The sequence below is a fragment of the Accumulibacter sp. genome (genome assembly GCF_023806565.1).
Lineage (GTDB): Bacteria > Pseudomonadota > Gammaproteobacteria > Burkholderiales > Rhodocyclaceae > Accumulibacter.
In genome coordinates, this window is sequence record NZ_JAMTDV010000062.1 from 61,716 (window position 1) to 77,631 (window position 15,916).

Annotated in this window: 12 protein-coding genes and 1 other RNA gene; 8 read left to right on the plus strand and 5 right to left on the minus strand. The window is 63.7% G+C overall.

Features of this window, described 5'->3' with window-relative positions; all coding sequences use genetic code 11:
* The first annotated feature begins 169 nt into the window (after positions 1-169).
* From NFV80_RS07085 to ssrA, 4 genes are all read left to right on the plus strand, one after another.
* Complete coding sequence (locus NFV80_RS07085) at positions 170-1,342, plus strand: ATP-binding protein (protein ID WP_295327946.1); 1,173 nt, start codon at positions 170-172, stop codon at positions 1,340-1,342.
* Between the two features lie 9 nt (positions 1,343-1,351).
* Positions 1,352-2,710 (plus strand): sigma-54 dependent transcriptional regulator, encoded by a 1,359-nt coding sequence (locus NFV80_RS07090; RefSeq protein WP_295327944.1) that lies wholly within the window; start codon positions 1,352-1,354, stop codon positions 2,708-2,710.
* Positions 2,711-2,779: 69 nt separating this feature from the next.
* Entirely contained in the window at positions 2,780-3,106 is a 327-nt protein-coding gene (fliE, locus tag NFV80_RS07095; protein ID WP_295328066.1) for a flagellar hook-basal body complex protein FliE, read from the plus strand.
* A gap of 20 nt (positions 3,107-3,126) precedes the next feature.
* Positions 3,127-3,432, plus strand: a transfer-messenger RNA (tmRNA) gene (gene ssrA / locus NFV80_RS07100).
* 235 nt (positions 3,433-3,667) lie between these two features.
* Here ssrA and NFV80_RS07105 read toward each other — a convergent pair.
* Together NFV80_RS07105 and NFV80_RS07110 are read right to left on the minus strand one after the other, a co-directional pair.
* Positions 3,668-4,033, minus strand: coding sequence for a hypothetical protein (locus NFV80_RS07105; RefSeq protein WP_295327942.1), 366 nt, complete (start codon positions 4,031-4,033; stop codon positions 3,668-3,670).
* Positions 4,034-4,387: 354 nt separating this feature from the next.
* On the minus strand, positions 4,388-5,902 hold the full coding sequence (locus tag NFV80_RS07110; protein ID WP_295327940.1) for a bifunctional aminoglycoside phosphotransferase/ATP-binding protein: 1,515 nt from the start codon (positions 5,900-5,902) through the stop codon (positions 4,388-4,390).
* Positions 5,903-6,241: 339 nt separating this feature from the next.
* Between NFV80_RS07110 and NFV80_RS07115 the strand changes: the two genes are divergently transcribed.
* Positions 6,242-7,885, plus strand: a complete 1,644-nt coding sequence (locus NFV80_RS07115; RefSeq protein WP_295327938.1) for an NAD-binding protein — start codon at positions 6,242-6,244, stop codon at positions 7,883-7,885.
* 6 nt (positions 7,886-7,891) lie between these two features.
* Here the strand turns inward: NFV80_RS07115 and NFV80_RS07120 are convergent, their stop codons facing one another.
* Positions 7,892-9,556 carry a hypothetical protein gene (locus NFV80_RS07120; protein WP_295327936.1) on the minus strand — a complete coding sequence of 555 codons (1,665 nt, stop codon included), beginning with the start codon at positions 9,554-9,556 and terminating at the stop codon, positions 7,892-7,894.
* A 107-nt stretch (positions 9,557-9,663) separates the two neighbouring features.
* Positions 9,664-10,581, minus strand: coding sequence for a fructosamine kinase family protein (locus NFV80_RS07125; RefSeq protein ID WP_295327934.1), 918 nt, complete (start codon positions 10,579-10,581; stop codon positions 9,664-9,666).
* Between the two features lie 258 nt (positions 10,582-10,839).
* Between NFV80_RS07125 and NFV80_RS07130 the strand changes: the two genes are divergently transcribed.
* Entirely contained in the window at positions 10,840-11,145 is a 306-nt protein-coding gene (locus tag NFV80_RS07130; RefSeq protein ID WP_295327931.1) for a hypothetical protein, read from the plus strand.
* A gap of 110 nt (positions 11,146-11,255) precedes the next feature.
* Here NFV80_RS07130 and NFV80_RS07135 read toward each other — a convergent pair whose 3' ends face one another.
* On the minus strand, positions 11,256-12,743 hold the full coding sequence (locus NFV80_RS07135; protein WP_295327927.1) for a diguanylate cyclase: 1,488 nt from the start codon (positions 12,741-12,743) through the stop codon (positions 11,256-11,258).
* Between the two features lie 390 nt (positions 12,744-13,133).
* Between NFV80_RS07135 and NFV80_RS07140 the strand changes: the two genes are divergently transcribed.
* Entirely contained in the window at positions 13,134-14,468 is a 1,335-nt protein-coding gene (locus tag NFV80_RS07140) for an MATE family efflux transporter (protein WP_295327925.1), read from the plus strand.
* 187 nt (positions 14,469-14,655) lie between these two features.
* The gene (locus NFV80_RS07145) at positions 14,656-15,780 is read left to right on the plus strand and encodes a methyl-accepting chemotaxis protein (protein WP_295327923.1); all 1,125 of its coding nucleotides are present in this window, start codon (positions 14,656-14,658) and stop codon (positions 15,778-15,780) included.
* Positions 15,781-15,916 lie beyond the last annotated feature (136 nt).

The following is a 15,916-nucleotide window of genomic DNA, read 5'->3' on the forward strand; positions in this document are numbered from 1 at the left end:
GCGCGCGATCCAGTGGACTATCCGTGCCAGCAGTGGGGGTGCTTTCGGTTTCGGCTGTCGCCATCCTGTGATTTGGTGATGAGCCTGCAATCGAGCAGGCAAAGAGAGCGAAAAAGGATTGATAATTCTCCCTTATTGTAGCTGTTAATTGCATGGGACCTGCCATCGGATGAATGAGGCGGTAGACGCGCCGGGTCGGGAAACGCAGGAACTGCAACGTGCTTTCGACCTGTTCAACCAGGTTTCACGGGCACTGACCCTGGCCTACCAGGAATTGCAGGGACGCGTCGAATCATTGACGGCCGAGCTGGCAGTGGCCAATGGCGAACTGCGTCGCCAATACGAGGCAAAGGAGGCGCTTTCGGAGCGCCTGTCGCTGTTGCTCAACGCCTTGCCGGCAGGGGTGGTGGTGCTCGACAGCTCGGCCTGTGTCAGCGAGGCCAATCCTGCCGCGCTGCAGCTGTTCGGTCCGGCGGTGGTCGGTGCCGTCTGGCCGCTGCTGGTACAGACAAGATTGGTGGCGACCGACGCGCCGGGTGAATGGCAATTCGCAGACCGGCGCCTGTCGATCGTCGAAAGTCCGCTTGATTCGGCTGGTGGACGGATTCTGCTGATTCACGATGTCACCGCGGCGCACGGCCTGAAGGTCGAGCTCGAACGCAAGCAGCGCCTGGCAGCGATGGGCGAGATGGCGGCGGCGCTGGCGCACCAGTTGCGAACTCCACTGGCGACGGCGTTGCTGTACAGTGCCAACCTCGGTCGAGCCGATCTCGCCGAAGCGGCTCGCGCCCGCTTTGCGGAAAAAACCATGGCGCAGTTGCAGCGCCTCGAACGCTTGATCCAGGAGGTGCTGCTCTTTGCACGCGGCGAGAGCATTGGTCGTGACGTGATTCCCGTCGGCCAGTTGCTTGGCGACGCAGCGCAAACCGTGCAGCCCTTGTTTCTGGAGAAGAACGTCGCTTTTCGGGTAGACTGCCGAGTTGGCGAGATGGCCGTTACCGGCAGTCGCAAAGCCTTGGCGGGGGCATTGGTGAATCTGCTCGAGAATGCCCTGCAGGCCTGTGTCGCCGGCGGGCAGGTGATGCTCGAGGCCACCCACGTTGACGCGCAACTGTGCATCAGCGTACGCGATACCGGTGCCGGAATTGCACCGGAGGTGCGGCCGCGCGTCTTCGAGCCTTTCTTCACGACGCGCGGGCACGGAACCGGACTCGGTCTGGCGATCGCGCTTGGCGTGGCGCGGGCGCACGGAGGCACGATCAAGGTCAATTCGATCGCCGGCGAGGGATCGGAATTCATCGTTCTGCTGCCTGGCGATGCGGCGGCAGACCGAGCGGACTGAACGAAGGCGATGGCACGAGTTTTACCGATTCTGGTCGTCGAGGACGACGCGGCGCTGCGCGAGGCAGTCAGTGATACCCTCGAGCTCGCGGGTCAGAGCGTGCTTTCGGTCGCCGATGGCGACGAGGCTCTGCAGCTCCTGGCAAGGCAGTCCGTCTCGCTGGTGGTCAGCGACGTGCGCATGCTACCAATCGACGGCATCACGCTGCTCAGGGAGATTCGCAGCCGCTTTCCGGAGTTGCCGGTCGTCCTGATGACTGCTTTCGGTGATGTCGACCGGGCGGTGGAAGCCATGCGCGCCGGCGCCTGCGACTTCCTGCTCAAGCCCTTCGAGCCGCAGGCTCTGCTCGAACACGTGATGCGCTACCGCTTGCCGGAGTCGCTCGACGATGAGCGAGTGATTGCCAGCGATCCGGCGAGCAGCAGTCTGTTCGCTCTCGCCCGGCGCGTCGCCCAGACTGACGCCACGGTCCTGCTCACCGGCGAGAGCGGAGTGGGCAAGGAAGTGGTGGCGCGCTACATTCACCGGAATTCAGCGCGCGCTGGCGGTCCGTTCGTTGCCATCAACTGTGCTGCGATTCCGGACAGCCTGCTGGAAGCGACGCTCTTCGGTCACGAGAAGGGTGCTTTCAGCGGCGCGCAACAGGCGCAGGCAGGCAAGTTCGAACAGGCTCAGAACGGTACGCTGCTGCTCGACGAGATCACCGAAATGCCCCTTGCCCTGCAGGCCAAGCTGCTGCGGGTTCTACAAGAGCGGGAGGTGGAGCGGGTGGGCGGCAAGCGACCGATTGCGCTCGATATCCGCGTCATCGCCACCTCCAATCGCGACATTGCGGACAGCGTGGCGAAAGGCCTGTTTCGCGAGGATCTGTTCTATCGGCTGAACGTTTTCCCGCTGCTCATCCCCGGGTTGCGGCAACGTCATCGGGACATCGTTCCTCTGGCGCGACATTTCCTGGCGGCACACGGCGGCAGAGCGGGTCGTCCGCGTCTGCGTCTCTCCCCAGCCGCTGAGGCCGCCTTGCAACGCCACTCGTGGCCCGGTAATGTGCGCGAGTTGGAGAACATCATCCAGCGGGCGGTGATTCTCGCAGCCGGCGACCTTGTCGACGTCGATGCGCTGCACCTTGCGGTCGATCGCGCAATCGATCCGCAGGCGATCGAGGGCAGCACAGAGCCGGCCGGCACACAATCCGTTTCGGCGGAAGCGAGCCACGACATGCGGGAGGTGGAGCGCGCACACATCCTGCACACCCTGCAGGCGGTGGGAGGATCACGCAAGCTGGCCGGGCAGAGGCTTGGCATTCCCGAGCGGACCTTGCGCTACAAGTTGCGACAATATCGTATGGAGGGCTATCTGAAAGGGTGATCGCCCATGTGGTGTTCGTTCTGGCGCAATAGTTGCTTGAATGAATCGGGCGGGAAAGGAAAAAATCGTATGGATACCAAGGGTATTGACCAGATGTTGAGCATGTTGCAAGCAAGTTCGCTGGCAGCGGCCGGCGGTCGCCCCGATGAGGCGCAGACCACGTCGGCGGCCGGGGTGGACTTTGCGCAGGTGCTGCAGACTTCAATCGCCCAAGTCAGTCAGACGCAGCAAAGGGCGGAGGCGATGGCGGCAAGTTTTGCCGGCGGCAACAGTAACGAGAATCTGCACGAGGTGATGATCGAGCTGCAGAAGGCGAACATATCCTTTCAGGAAATGATTCAAGTGCGCAACAAACTCGTCTCAGCGTATCACGACGTGATGAACATGCAGGTCTGAATCTATCTCGCGCTACAACGTATGTGGCGCAGACTTGTATTTGTGGCCAGCGGCTCGCATAATGCTCGACATGGTCGTAATTCCGGCAAGCCGGAAGCGTTCTGGACGCGGGTTCGATTCCCGCCACCTCCACCACTGCGGGGGTGTACTGGTTTCGACAGGGTGACAGATGGGGAGCAGGCGACCCGAAAGGCGACGGACGTAATCCGAGCAAATCCATAAACGCCAACGATGAGCGTTTCGCACTGGCCGCTTGAGGCCTGCTGAGGACGTAGCCGTCCGATAAACAGAATGGCTATCGGTGGGGGCCCCGGCCCCCACCGTCGTTTACCCCGCTCTTTCCCCGGCGATGCGAGGGCAGCCGCCCCGCGAATCGTCGCTGGCGGCACGAGCAGGCAGTTTGCCAAGAAATCGTCGCGAGCAGGCCGCGATGCAAAGCGCGCGCGAACGACAAAACAGTGTGCACAGAGTGTGCGCAGGAAGGGGCGCGAAGGAGAAAAAGCGCAGAACGGCCGCGCCAAGCCTATCCACGAGCTCCGAGAGTTCCGACAGACCGTCGGGTCAGGTATCCTGGGCCGCGTGGCCGACTTGCTGAGTGTGGCAGTCACCAAAGCCGGTCACCTGCGATTCGAGTTCGTCGAAGGTGCAGGCCGGTTTCTGGCTCAGTTGCGCCAAGCGCCGAAGCAGCCGCTGCTGGGCAAAGACTTGCGAAGGATCGGGCTTGCCCAACAGGTATTCCGAGCCGCGCTTGGTCTTCACCACCATCGAGTTCACATCCACGCTGTAACCGGTAACGGGGGACGTCCTGATATGTGACGACGTCGGGAAGCGAGGATTGCTGCCATAGACTCGACCTTCAATACACACCAGCGACTCACCGTCGCGGGTAATGAGTTCGAGCATCTTCCAGTTGTTCAGAATGTTCATTGCGTTGCTCCAGCATCTGCGAGACGCGAAGTTCCGAAAGACTACCGCATTCTACGCGATAAATCGACTCTGTGAGTGCTTGCCGGAAAACTCCGCGAGTCGTTCGCACGTATCCGGTGACATCGCCGTTTGCGCTCCCGATCGGACACTTAGGCGGCAAGCAAGAATCTTGCCAATCGCTCGATAACCTATTGTTTCTCATTAAAGCAGACTCTTAGAATCTTTTTCCGCAGTCCACGGCGGACGGCGATGTAAAGTTTTTCGACATCCGATTCCGGCAAGAAGGCGGCGAGGCCATGCGCGGCAAAGGAGCACAGTTCGGCGTGCACAGCAGTCTGATTCACATACACCTCCTCACAGTGGCAGGTTCCATGGCTGCAGGACATGCTCGATCTCTTCCGCGCCCAGCACCTCGATGCGCGCCAACTGCCGCTCCAGTACCGCAAGCGTTGCCTCGGATGCATCGCTACCCTTGGCCAGCCGGCCGCGAATTCGCGCACGCAGTTGCGTTGGTTTGGCCTGCGGCGCGATGATGAAGAAAGCGACTCCGGCCTGCCGTGCCAGCTCGCGAAAGACGTCGCGCCGCGAGCGCTCGAGGAAGGCGGCGTCGACGATTACCGACCAGCCGGCAGCGAGCAGCATGGACGTCAGTTCGCGCAGTCGTTCGTAGGTGAGTTCCCCGGCCTTGGCGGAGTAGATGCCGCTGTTGGTGGTTGAGCCACTGGCGGCATTGGCTACCAGTCCGAACAGGCGCTTGCGCTCGACGTCGGAACGCAGGCGCAGCGTTGCCGCCGCCTGATCGCGCAGCAGGAGCAGCCGAGACGCACGGCTCTTGCCGCATCCCGCGACGCCGTGAGTGATGATCAACCGCGCTGGTGGTGGCGCGATCAGGCGCTCGGCCAGTGCCAGATAGTGAACTGCCTGAGCCGCATCGACTCCGGTCTGCCTCGCCCGAATCGCTGCCACCTTCGCGCGCACGAGAGCCCGATACACGGCATAGAAGCGCAGAACCCGGACCGCGTCGTAGTCACCGGTGCGCGCCAGCCACTCGTTTGTCAGCCAGCAGGCCAGACCGGGTTGACCGTGGTCGAGCAGGTCGACGTAGGTGAACGCGATCTCACTGGCCACGTCGATCCAGCGCAGGTCTTCGCTGAATTCGATGCAGTCGAACAGCGTTATCTGGTCATCGATCAGTACCAGGTTGGCGAGATGCAGGTCGCCGTGACATTCGCGTATCCGGCCCGCTGTCTTGCGCGCGGCAAGATGGGGTTGCAGGCGTGCCGACTCCGCTGACGTCCATTCGGCCAGCCGCGCTAGACGCTCCCGTGCCGCGCCTTCGCCCAACAGGCCTGGCAATTCGTCGAAATTCTCGCGCACCGGACCCAGAACCTGTACAGCGTCACCAAAGCGGCTCGTCGGCGCGGCGACGGCTGCAAGTTCATGGAAGGTGGCGATCGTGCCAGCGAGTTCGGAGACGTGTTGCGCCCGCAATTGCCCGCGCCGGCAGAGTCGGTCCAGGCGGCCGCTTTCGGAGAAACGACGCATCTTTACCGCGAATTCGATCACCGTGCCGGTGCCGCCGATCCTCGGGTTCTCCGCCGGGCCGACGATCGCGACGACTGCCAGATACAGCCGCGGCGAATAGCGGCGGTTGAGACGCACCTCGGCTTCGCAGCAGATTTGCCGTCGAGCAAGCGTACCGTAATCGAGAAAGGGCAGTACGACCGGTTTTTTGATCTTGTAGACGAAATCGCCCGCCAGCAGCAGCCATGACGCGTGCGTTTCGATCAGCTCCACACTCGTTGCCGGGTCGGGATAGCGTTCCGGATCGAGCAGCGCAGCGATAAGCGGTGGCAGGGACTTGTTCATCGTTTCGTACCTTGCGGGTTGCCGGCAACAAGGACCTTCGCCATTCGGTGAGCTTGCCTGGGCGCCGGCTGTTGGCCGTCAGGCTCGTGTCGCCGAAGTCTCCGGACCAGCCGGGGTTGACGCTGCGGCCGGAGCCTGCGGAATCGTTACGCATCTCGATCGGCTGCGCGAGTCAGCAATCTACACCCTTGACGCGGACAAGGCACCTGCGGCGCCTGGCGGTGATCAGTCGGCGCTTTCGCGGCCGCATTTGACGCGTTCGGGTCGAGCGCGGATACTTGGTCCTGGGCGCGGAAAGGTTCGCGTGGGGGGGCGGTGCTACGCAGGGTGCATCAGGGTTTGCAACGATCGACCTGGCGTCTGCTAGGTCTGTTGGTGAGCATGCCGGCGGCAGTGGTGCTGTTCGGCAGCATCTTCATGGTCGCTTCGGAATACCTCGAGGGCCGGCAGCTCGATTTCTGGCAGAGTCTGGAATGGGCCTCGGAGACGCTGACGACTACTGGCTACGGTGCCTACGCGCCGTGGACACATCCGCTGATGATCGTCTTCGTCATCCTGACGCAGTTCGTCGGGATGTTCTTTCTCGTCCTCGTTTTTCCGTTCTATGTCATGCCCTACATCGAGGAGCGCTTCGAGGTGCGCCTGCCGCACGTGTTGCCGGAGATGCTTGGTAGCGTACTGTTCTATCGCTACGGGCCGGCGATCGAGGCACTGCTCGACGAGTTCCAGCGGACGGCCACACCCTTCGTCGTTTTCGAGGAAGACATGGAGCTCGCACGCAACCTGCGCAATCGAGGCTACGATGTGGTCTTCGGCAAGCTAGACGAAGAGCCTGAAGTGCTTTCGGGGGTCGAGCAGGCACGCGCCGTGGTCGCCAACGCCGATGACCACGGCAACGCGATCTGCATTCTGATTGCCCGCGAACGCGGTTTCAAAGGGCCGATTTACGCGCTGGCCGGCGATCCGCTGTACCGGCCTCCGATGCTGCAGGTTGGTGCCAGCGAGGTGTTCACCCCTTCGCATGTACTCGCGGCGGCTCTGGCGGCGCGTGCCAGCCGACGCATCAGCCCGCCGGCCGAGGGAATGCACCTGCTCGGCAGCCAGGTAGGGCTGGCCGAGTTCCGGGTGCGTGCCAGCAGCCCGCTCGCCGGCAAGCGGCTCGGTGATCTGCAGTTGCGAGTGCGCCATGGAGTAACCGTGATCGGGCAGTGGAGCTGCGGCTCGTTCCATAGTGCGAGCGGGCCCGATACGCGCATCGAGGCGGGAGCCATTCTCGTCGTCGTCGGCGCGCAGGCCAACCTGGCGAAAGTCGAGCGTCTGGCGCTGCCGATTCGTCGTCGCGGCCCGATCGTGCTCGCTGGTTACGGTGACGTCGGCAGAAAGTTCGTCGAGATGCTGCATGATGCCGGCGAAACGGCAATCGTGATCGACCGTGAGGCGGTGGCAGGCGTTGATGTGGTCGGCAACGTGCTCGAACTGGCGACGATGGAGCAGGCACGGGTGCGCGAGGCGAGCGCCGTCGTACTCGCCCTGAGCAACGACAGCGAAGGCGTTTTCGCCACCGCCGTCCTGCGCGATCGCGCCCCCGACGCACCGTTGATCGTGCGCGCCAACCGCGCGCAGAACATTCCCCGCCTGTACCAGGCGGGGGCCGATTTTGCCCTCTCCGTGGGTCAGGTCGCCGGCCAGATTCTGGCGTATCACTTGCGCGGCGAGCAGGCGGTTGCGGTCGAACATCGCCTCAAGTTCATTCGCGTCGCCGCCGGCCAGCTTGCCGGCGGTCATCCGTGGCGCGATCGGGTAAACGAGCGCACCGGGGCGGCAGTGGTCGCGGTCGAGCACCGCGGCAAGGTCTTCGTCGAGTTTGACGACGCCTTCATGGTCGACCCGGACGACACCGTCTTCGTCTGCGGCACGCCGGGCGCTCTGGAGCAGTATCTGCGCGAATTCGCGACAACGCTGGTCGATACCCGGCGGGTCTGACGCCCATCAGCCGGCGTCCGACGGCCTTTTTTTCCTGCGCCAAACGGATGCCAGTGTGGACAGCTTCTCGCGCGGCGAGAGGCGCTCATCCGACAACGCTTCGAGGAAGTCGGACAGTCTCTTGGACTTGACGACGGCGTAGCCCGTGACGAGTGCAGACGGGATGAGCACCAGCAGGAAGAACAGGATGCGGTCGGGCAAGGGGTCGTCTGCGGCAGCGATCAGATTGATACCGAGGAAACCGGTGCTGATCGTCGCGATCAGGCCGGCGGTCGTCACCACGGTCAGTCGGACGACCGTGTTCGCCTGCCGGCGCAGGCTGTCGCTGTCGAGGTACTGGCTCATGTCCTGAATTTCCTCGCGCAGCTCGCTATAAAGCGCTTCCGTGCCCAAGTGGTCGCGGGTCATGGCGAACAATGCTCGCGCCTGCGCCTGGTCGGAGATCTCGTGAAACCAGTAGCGATGGCTGAAGCGCAGGAAGACCTCGAGAATCTGCCGGATGGCGCGCTTGAACTGCTTGACTGATTCGGCGTTGCCGATATCGAGCCGATTGAGCGCCGTGACCAGGCGATCGGACAGCATCAACAGTGCCGCCTTGTGGAAGTGCGGGATCAGTGCCAGCAGGAAGAACTGGTGCCGAAACTGGCCGAGTAGACCTTTCTCCAGGCCGCTGAAATAGGGGTCGTGTGCGCTGCCGACCATCACAAAGGCATGGCCACAGCTGAGCAGGCGGGTTCCCGGTTCCTCCGCCTGCGGATGCCAGAAGCGGTCGAAGCAATAGCGTGCTTCGAACCCATCGAGGTGCTGGTCGGAGTAGGGTAGCGAACCCCTTTTCCCGGCTCCGGTGACCAGCACCAGGCGGGCGAAATCGCCACGGCTCAAGCTGTGTGGATCGTCCATCGCCAGATAGGAGAGCAGTGGCATGCGGTGATACTCGATCTGCCGGTAGCGGACCGGACCGTCCTCGGCGGAATGGTGGAGTACCAGTGGCCGCAGCAGGAATTCCCAGTGTGCGGAGAGGCATGGCGAACGGAAGCGGCCGACGAAGGACAGATACTTGTCGCGCTTCTCATAGTCGGACACCGCCAGCACTCGTCCGTCCGGCCCAAGCCACTCGGCGCGTTTGAGGCAATGGCCACCGCTGCCGTCATCATCCCAGTAGGGCGGATACGAACGACCGAAGCGGTACAGGGTTTCCTGCACCTGGCGGAGATCGAGGTCATCGGCGGCGATCTCGACGACGAGGATGACGACGTCGATGTCGTAGAAGAAGTACAGGTCGAGGCGCACGATTTCGAAGTCGATCGGTTCACCGCTTTCCTTGAAGGTCATCCTCGCTTTCGCCACGTCGTGGCGGCGGAAGACCCGGATAGGCGACTCACCGTACCTGGCAACCGTGTCATGGCCTCCGATCTCCCCATAGAGAAAGCGTTGCACGTAGGGGAGGAAGGTGACGAATTCGCTGTAATGGCGCTCGTGGAAGTGGCCGGGAGCCCCGGAAAACTCGTCGGCGAGTTCGCGCCACGGGTTGTCGGCGGTTTGTTGTTCGAGCATCTGCGAGTGGCTCGCGAACGGCGCCCTCTCGGCCAAAGGCATCAATTGAAGCGGCCATAGCAGGATCTGCCGGAAATGGCGGACGTGCTGCTCGCTGGCGTTGGTTCCTCGTTCCATGTGCAAGTCCTCCGGGGTGGACCGCATGCTGACGGTATCTGTTCGGCAACTCCTGCTGGCTCGCAAGAGTAGCGTCAATCGACCCCGCTGTCAGCGGCTGTTGGCAGTCACCCTCGGATTTCGGCGAGCAGACGGGCGACCATGCGCTCGGCCTGGTGCAGGTAGCCGCTGCCGAACAGGTTCAGGTGATTCAGTACGTGGTAGAGGTTGTACAGCATCTTGCGCTGCGCGAAGCCGTCCGCCAGCGGCCACGCCTCGCGATAGGCGGCGTAAAAACTGTCGGGGAAGCCGCCGAACAGTTCGCTCATTGCCAGGTCGGTCTCGCGGTCGCCGAAATACACCGCTGGATCGAAAAGAGCCAGCAGTCCCGCATCGTCGATCGCCGCGTTGCCGTGCCACAGGTCACCGTGCAGCAGGCTGGGCTCCGGCCGATGGTCGACGAACAGTGCCGCGAGCGTTTCCGCCAGGCGTTCGCCGTCGGCAACCAGCCTCTTGTGCTGCGCGTCGCGTCTGGCGAGTTCGAGCTGTGGCAGCAGGCGCCTCCGGGCGAAAAAGAAGGGCCAGGCACGATGCTCGGCGTTATGTTGCGGTGTGCTGCCGATGAAGTTGTCCCGCCGCCAGCCGAAGTGGGAGCCCCGGATTCGGTGCAGAGCGGCCAACGCGTGCCCGGCTGCGATCCCGTGCGCACGTTCGCGCAGCGTCTGCAGGGGTAGATGCTCGAGCACCAGGAAGGCGTGCCGGTCACTCGCTCCGTGTCCCACGACGCGAGGCACGCGTAGTGCCGGGCATGCCGCCAGCGCGCTCAAGCCGTCGGCTTCGGCGGCAAACATTGCCGTGAGGGTGACGTCGTTCACCTTCACGAAATAGCGGTTGCCGCCGCTCTCGACGAGAAGCGCTCGCGATATCGAACCACCGCCAATCTCGCTGACCGCGTCCACTCTCGCAGGCAACCCGGTGTCGTTGCCGATCGCTGTACTCAGGGCGGCAAGCAGTGCGGGATCGAGAGCGTGTCGCAGGGGATTCATCGGCTTCCGGTCGCCCTCGGTAGTCGACGCAAGCGCTCGCCGTGGCCGACGGGAGGCAGCGCCCGGGCTGCCGCCAGACCCTGGCCGAATAGCTTGCACGCGTCGCCAGGTTTACTCGCATCGGCGATTATGTTGTGATAGCAGGACGATTCCGGCGCCTTCACCAATTCGGTGGATCCGCGCCAGCAGTGTCGGCTCGGCCACCTCCCGAATCGGGTCATCGCTGGCATTCGTCTCGTCCCATTTTCGGAGCGCATCATGAGAAAAATCTATCTGCCGCTAGTTTTCGCCTTCCTTGCTGTCGCCGTTGCGGCCTGCGGCCAAAAGGAAAACGCTGCGGCCAAGGTCGAAGCAGCGAAGGTCGAGGCCGCGAAGGTTGCCAACGAGGCGGCGCAGAAAGCCGACGACGCTGCCAAGAAGGCCGGAGCCGCCGTCGGCGCCGCAGCCGAAGCCACCAAGGAAGCTGGCAAGGAGATGGTCGCCAAGGCAGCCGATGCCACCAAGGAGGCAGCCGACGCAACCAAGGAAGCGGCCGACAAGGCAAAAGCGGCAGTCGGCAAGTAGTCACGCGCGGGCCGCACGACTCGCGCGAAAGGCCTTTGCCGTCCGCTGTCGTCGCCTTCGGCCGTCGGCAGCGGACGGCCCGAATCCTGCATTGGCAACGGTCGTGGCTGTCAACTGGTCTCGCCTGGTCGTACCGGGTGCTGTCCCTTTTGCCGCTTGTTGCCGGGAGCATTGTCCTGCGCCGCCGCTGGCCGCAAGTACGCGAAGAACTGGCGGTCTGCACCCAGCATGTGTTTGGTGACCACGTCGTAGGTGAGAAACTGGAACACTTCACCGACGCCCTGCCTGCCGCCGCGGTAGTCCTCGAGCAGTTTTTGCGCCTTGCTCGCGAGTTCCGCATGCAGGACCTTGTGCTCGGCGATACCCGGGAAACCTGCGGCGGCGACGATCGCTTCCTCGTCGCGAAAATGCTCCAGGACGTCGCCAATCAGGCGATCGACCATCACACCGACGCGATCGACGGATTGCTCGGAAAGGATCGCTCCGAGCAGTTCGTTGGCATCGGCAAACAACTGCCGGTGACCGTGGTCGATGCGTTCGTCGCCGCTCTCGAAAGCTGGGCGCCAGACCAGCTGGACGAAATTGGCGACGACGTATTCCGCAGTGCTCTCAGGCATCGTTGGGTCGGGCGCGAGCTGCACCTGATTGCGGCCCGATTCTTTTGCCCGGTAAAGTGCCTGGTCGGCGCGCTCGAACCACTCTTGCCAGTTTTCGCCGCGTTTGCATTCGGCGACACCAATGCTGACGGTCAGTCGTCCGACGACCGGAAAGGCCGCCGCGGCAATCTGTCGGCGCAAGCGCTCGGCCAGCGTCGCAGCCGCACTGCGCCGCGAGTTGGGACAGAGCACGACGAACTCTTCGCCACCCCAGCGTGCCAGTGAGTCGGTGCCGCGCAGTCTGAGCTGGACCAGCGAGGTCAGCGCCTGCAGTACCTGATCGCCCGCAGGATGCCCGTGCTGATCGTTGATCCTCTTGAAAAAATCGACGTCGATGAGAAGCAGGCTGAGCGGCTGTTCGTAGCGGTCAAGGCGATCCATTTCGTTGCGCACACACTCTTCCAAGCGTCGCCGGTTCCAGGCGCCGGTGAGACGGTCGGTGCTCGCCATCTGTTCCAGTTCGAGGACCGTCTGTTGCAGATCGAAATGCGCCTGCTGCAAGCGGTCCAGCGCTTGCTGGATGGTTGCACTCCGCGGCGCGACGGAAAGGTGGTGAATCATCGAGGCAATCGCGCAAAGTTGCTTGCTGTCGGCACCAAGGATCGGCAGCTTCAGCCAGCGGTACTGGCTCGTCTGACCGTTGTCCGCCAGTGCGACTTCCAGCGATGCGGCGGCCGCGCCGTTGATGATGGTCTCGTCGCTGTGTGCCAGCGCTCTCAGCAACGGCGTCGGTAGCAGGTCGCTTTCCAGTTTGCCGGTCAGGCTCTCGGCGCCGGGGTGCAGGAGCCGAGTCATCACCCGGTTACCCAGTTGGTAGCGCCCGTCCAGCCCTTTTACGCCAAAGCCAAGGCCTTCGCCACTTGGCATCATCAGTGCCAACAGCCCCGACATCGGGATCATGCCGTCCCTGGCGAGAATCTCGTTCAATTCGTTTTCTTTCATCAGCGGGCAACTTTCCATGGTATGGTGTCGCTGGCCGACCCCGTGCAAAACCGGTGGCGGCGCCAATGGCCAGGCAGTCGGTGGACCATTCTGCGATTCGCTGCGCTGCGCGGCAGTGACGCCGCGTTCTCGTCGTCTGGCATCGCCGCGTAGCGCGCGCCGTGCGTGGCGGAGCTTACCGCATTCCGGGGTCGAATTGAGTGCCCGACGACAATCCCGTTGCGCAACCGTGCCGAAAGACCAGTCGCATGCCAGCCGACGCGCGTGCGGCGTCGTCCCGCGCGGAAGGATGACCGGGCAGGCATGTCGGAGGATACTCCTGGCGGGATGCCCCCTTGCGCCCCGCCAGGGACAGGTAGTCCGTTCGGCCTCGTTCCTCACCGCCACGCCATGCTCGCCCTGCCGTCCCGCCTGATCCTCGCGCACGCCACGCCAGTCCTCATCGCCCAACTGGCGTCGATGGGGGTGATGGTCATTGACACGGTCCTGCTCGGTCACCATGCAACCACCGATCTGGCGGCGGTGGCGGTCGGCGGCGGCATCTATATCTCGGTGCTGTTTGCCCTGGCCGGCATCGTGCAGGCGGTGGCGCCGACCGTTGCGCAGCTGCACGGCGCGGGGCACGATCACGAAGTCGCCGGAGCGCTGCAGCAGGCATTCTGGCTGGGCATGCTGCTTGCCGTACCAGGCGCCGTGCTGCTGCTCAATCCGGCTTCCCTGCTGGCGCTATCGGATATCGATACGGGCGTCGAAGAGCGGGCACGCGGCTATCTAGCATTGCTCGCGCTGGGCCTGCCGGCGGTTCTGTTCTATCGGACTTTCCATGCCTTTTGCAATGCCCTCGGCAGACCTCGCCCACTGCTGCTGATCAGCTTTGGCAGCACGCTGCTGCACGGTTTGATCGCCTGGTTGCTGGTCACCGGTCGTTGGGGTGGGGAGCCGCTCGGAGTGTTCGGTTGTGGCGTGGCGAACGCCACTGTCGGGTGGTTCTCGCTCCTTTGCGCCGTTGGCTACCTGCGTCACAGCAGGTCGCTGGCGCGCTACCGCCTTTTTTCCGACTGGCAGTTGCCACGCCGCAAGCCGCTCGGCGAGTTGTTTCGTCTCGGCTTGCCGATGGGCCTGTCACACCTTGTCGAAATCTCCTCCTTTACGCTGATCGCGCTGTTCGTCGCGCAACTGGGAGCAACGGTCGTCGCCGGTCACCGCATCGTCGCCAACCTCGCGGCAATTTGCTACATGCTGCCGTTGGCGCTGGCCATCGCCACGCTGGCTCAGGTCGGGCAGGCTGCCGGTGCGCGCGACTGGCCGCGCGCCGAGCGCTCGATCGTTGCCGGATTGCTCTTGGCCGGGGGGCTGTCAGCCTTGCTCGGTCTTCTGCTGTGGTGGATCGCCGGGCCTCTGACAGCCGCCTACACGGACGACGTGGAAGTGCGCGCGGTGGCGGTGGGGCTACTCGGCTATGTTGCCTCCTATCAGTTTTTCGATGCGGTGCAGACGGTATCCGCGCACGCCTTGCGTGGATACCGGATCACCTTCCTGCCGATGTTGGTGCACGTCGGCTGCTTCTGGGGCGTCGGTCTGCTCGGGGGCCGGTGGCTGGCGTTTGCCGCGGCACCACCGATGGGGGCTGCGGGCTTCTGGCTGGCGTCGGTGTGCAGTCTGCTGTCTGCTGCGCTGCTGCTCGGCATCCTGCTCTGGCGCACGCAGCAGGTGGTCAAGCGCTAGCGCGGGATGGTGTCCGCAGCTGTCGGGGGCGGAGGAAGCCTAAAGCCTGCGGCGGAAATATCCGTTTACCTGGCGGGCGTTGATGGCGCACGTACGCGGCGGGATAGGCGCAGTGGCCCGGGATGGGCAACCAGCAATCCTTGACAGTGATGCGAAAATTCGGGAAGAATCCTCTAGGGGAGGTACCATGTTCTGGTCGAAGCACGTACAAGAAAACCGGCAACTGCGCGCAAGACTCGACCAGACCGAGGCGGCGTTCGCAAGCCGTTCGCGAGAGCTGGAAGCGCTGCGTGGTGAGCGGGATCTCGCCGCGCGCGAGAGGGACGAACTACGTGCCCGTCAGGTCGTTCTCGGCGGAGTGTTCGAGCAGGTCGCCTGCTACGGCGAGTCGGCGCAACAGGTGCAGGGGTCGTTGGCACAACTCGCGGTGGTGTTGCAGGATGGGCGCGAACACGCGTTTCAGGCGGCCTCGGCGCTCGACGCCGATCTGATAACGGTCGGCCGCATGGCCGCCAATCTGCGCGAACTTTCGGAGCGAAGTGGCGCGATCTGCTCGCGGGTGGGAAGGCTCGACGAGCGAACCAACCAGGTGGGCAGCATCGTACAGCTGATCAAGGGCATTGCCGATCAGACCAATCTGCTCGCGCTCAACGCCGCGATCGAGGCGGCGCGTGCCGGCGAGCAGGGACGCGGCTTCGCCGTCGTCGCCGATGAGGTGCGCAAGCTCGCCGAACGCACGGCGACTGCGACGAACGAGATCGCCGCGCTGGTTGCCACGATTCAGCAGGAAACCCAGGAGTTCAAGGGGATGGCCGAACTGACCCCGCAGCAGGCGACGGAGTTCGTTCGCGATGGCGAGCAGGCCACTCGCAGCATGCTGGCGATCAAGGAACTGGCGGGAACCATGAGCCAGACCATTGCCACCTCGGCGCTGTGCAGCTTCGTTGAGATTGCCAAGTTCGATCACCTGGTGTTCAAACTCGACGTCTACAAGGTTCTTCTCGGTATTTCGGCCAGGCAGCCGGCGGAGTTTTCCGACCACACCTCGTGTCGGCTCGGCAAGTGGTACTACGAGGGCGACGGCCGGAAGTGTTTCTCCGAACTGACGGGCTACCGAGAGCTCGAGTCGCCGCACGCCAACGTTCATCGGCACGGCGTCGCGGCGGTCCAGCGCCATCAGGCGAGGGACTTCGCGCAGAGCGTGGCCGAACTCGCCGAGATGGAGCGGGCAAGTCGGAAGGTGCTCGAAGAACTCGATCGCCTGGCGCAGGCCGGGCACGCCGATCCGGGCATGCTTGCCGGGAATGGCTGAGATGCGTGCCAGCCGTGGGCCGTTGCTCGGCCGTGCCGTTTTCCGGGCGAAGATCGCCCGCGGATCGACCGCTGCGGCGAGATCTGCCCATTCGGCACTGCCTAGCGGAGCGGCCGCAGCGGCGGCCGCTCGCACT

Excerpts from the sequence above, each read along its gene's own strand:
- NFV80_RS07090 (WP_295327944.1), top strand. The coding sequence starts at position 1,352 with ATGGCACGAGTTTTACCGATTCTGGTCGTCGAGGACGACGCGGCGCTG.
- NFV80_RS07130 (WP_295327931.1), top strand. The coding sequence starts at position 10,840 with ATGAGAAAAATCTATCTGCCGCTAGTTTTCGCCTTCCTTGCTGTCGCC.
- NFV80_RS07140 (WP_295327925.1), top strand. The coding sequence starts at position 13,134 with ATGCTCGCCCTGCCGTCCCGCCTGATCCTCGCGCACGCCACGCCAGTC.
- NFV80_RS07135 (WP_295327927.1), bottom strand. The coding sequence starts at position 12,743 with ATGAAAGAAAACGAATTGAACGAGATTCTCGCCAGGGACGGCATGATC.
- fliE (WP_295328066.1), top strand. The coding sequence starts at position 2,780 with ATGGATACCAAGGGTATTGACCAGATGTTGAGCATGTTGCAAGCAAGT.
- NFV80_RS07085 (WP_295327946.1), top strand. The coding sequence starts at position 170 with ATGAATGAGGCGGTAGACGCGCCGGGTCGGGAAACGCAGGAACTGCAA.
- NFV80_RS07105 (WP_295327942.1), bottom strand. The coding sequence starts at position 4,033 with ATGAACATTCTGAACAACTGGAAGATGCTCGAACTCATTACCCGCGAC.
- NFV80_RS07145 (WP_295327923.1), top strand. The coding sequence starts at position 14,656 with ATGTTCTGGTCGAAGCACGTACAAGAAAACCGGCAACTGCGCGCAAGA.
- NFV80_RS07120 (WP_295327936.1), bottom strand. The coding sequence starts at position 9,556 with ATGGAACGAGGAACCAACGCCAGCGAGCAGCACGTCCGCCATTTCCGG.
- NFV80_RS07110 (WP_295327940.1), bottom strand. The coding sequence starts at position 5,902 with ATGAACAAGTCCCTGCCACCGCTTATCGCTGCGCTGCTCGATCCGGAA.
- NFV80_RS07125 (WP_295327934.1), bottom strand. The coding sequence starts at position 10,581 with ATGAATCCCCTGCGACACGCTCTCGATCCCGCACTGCTTGCCGCCCTG.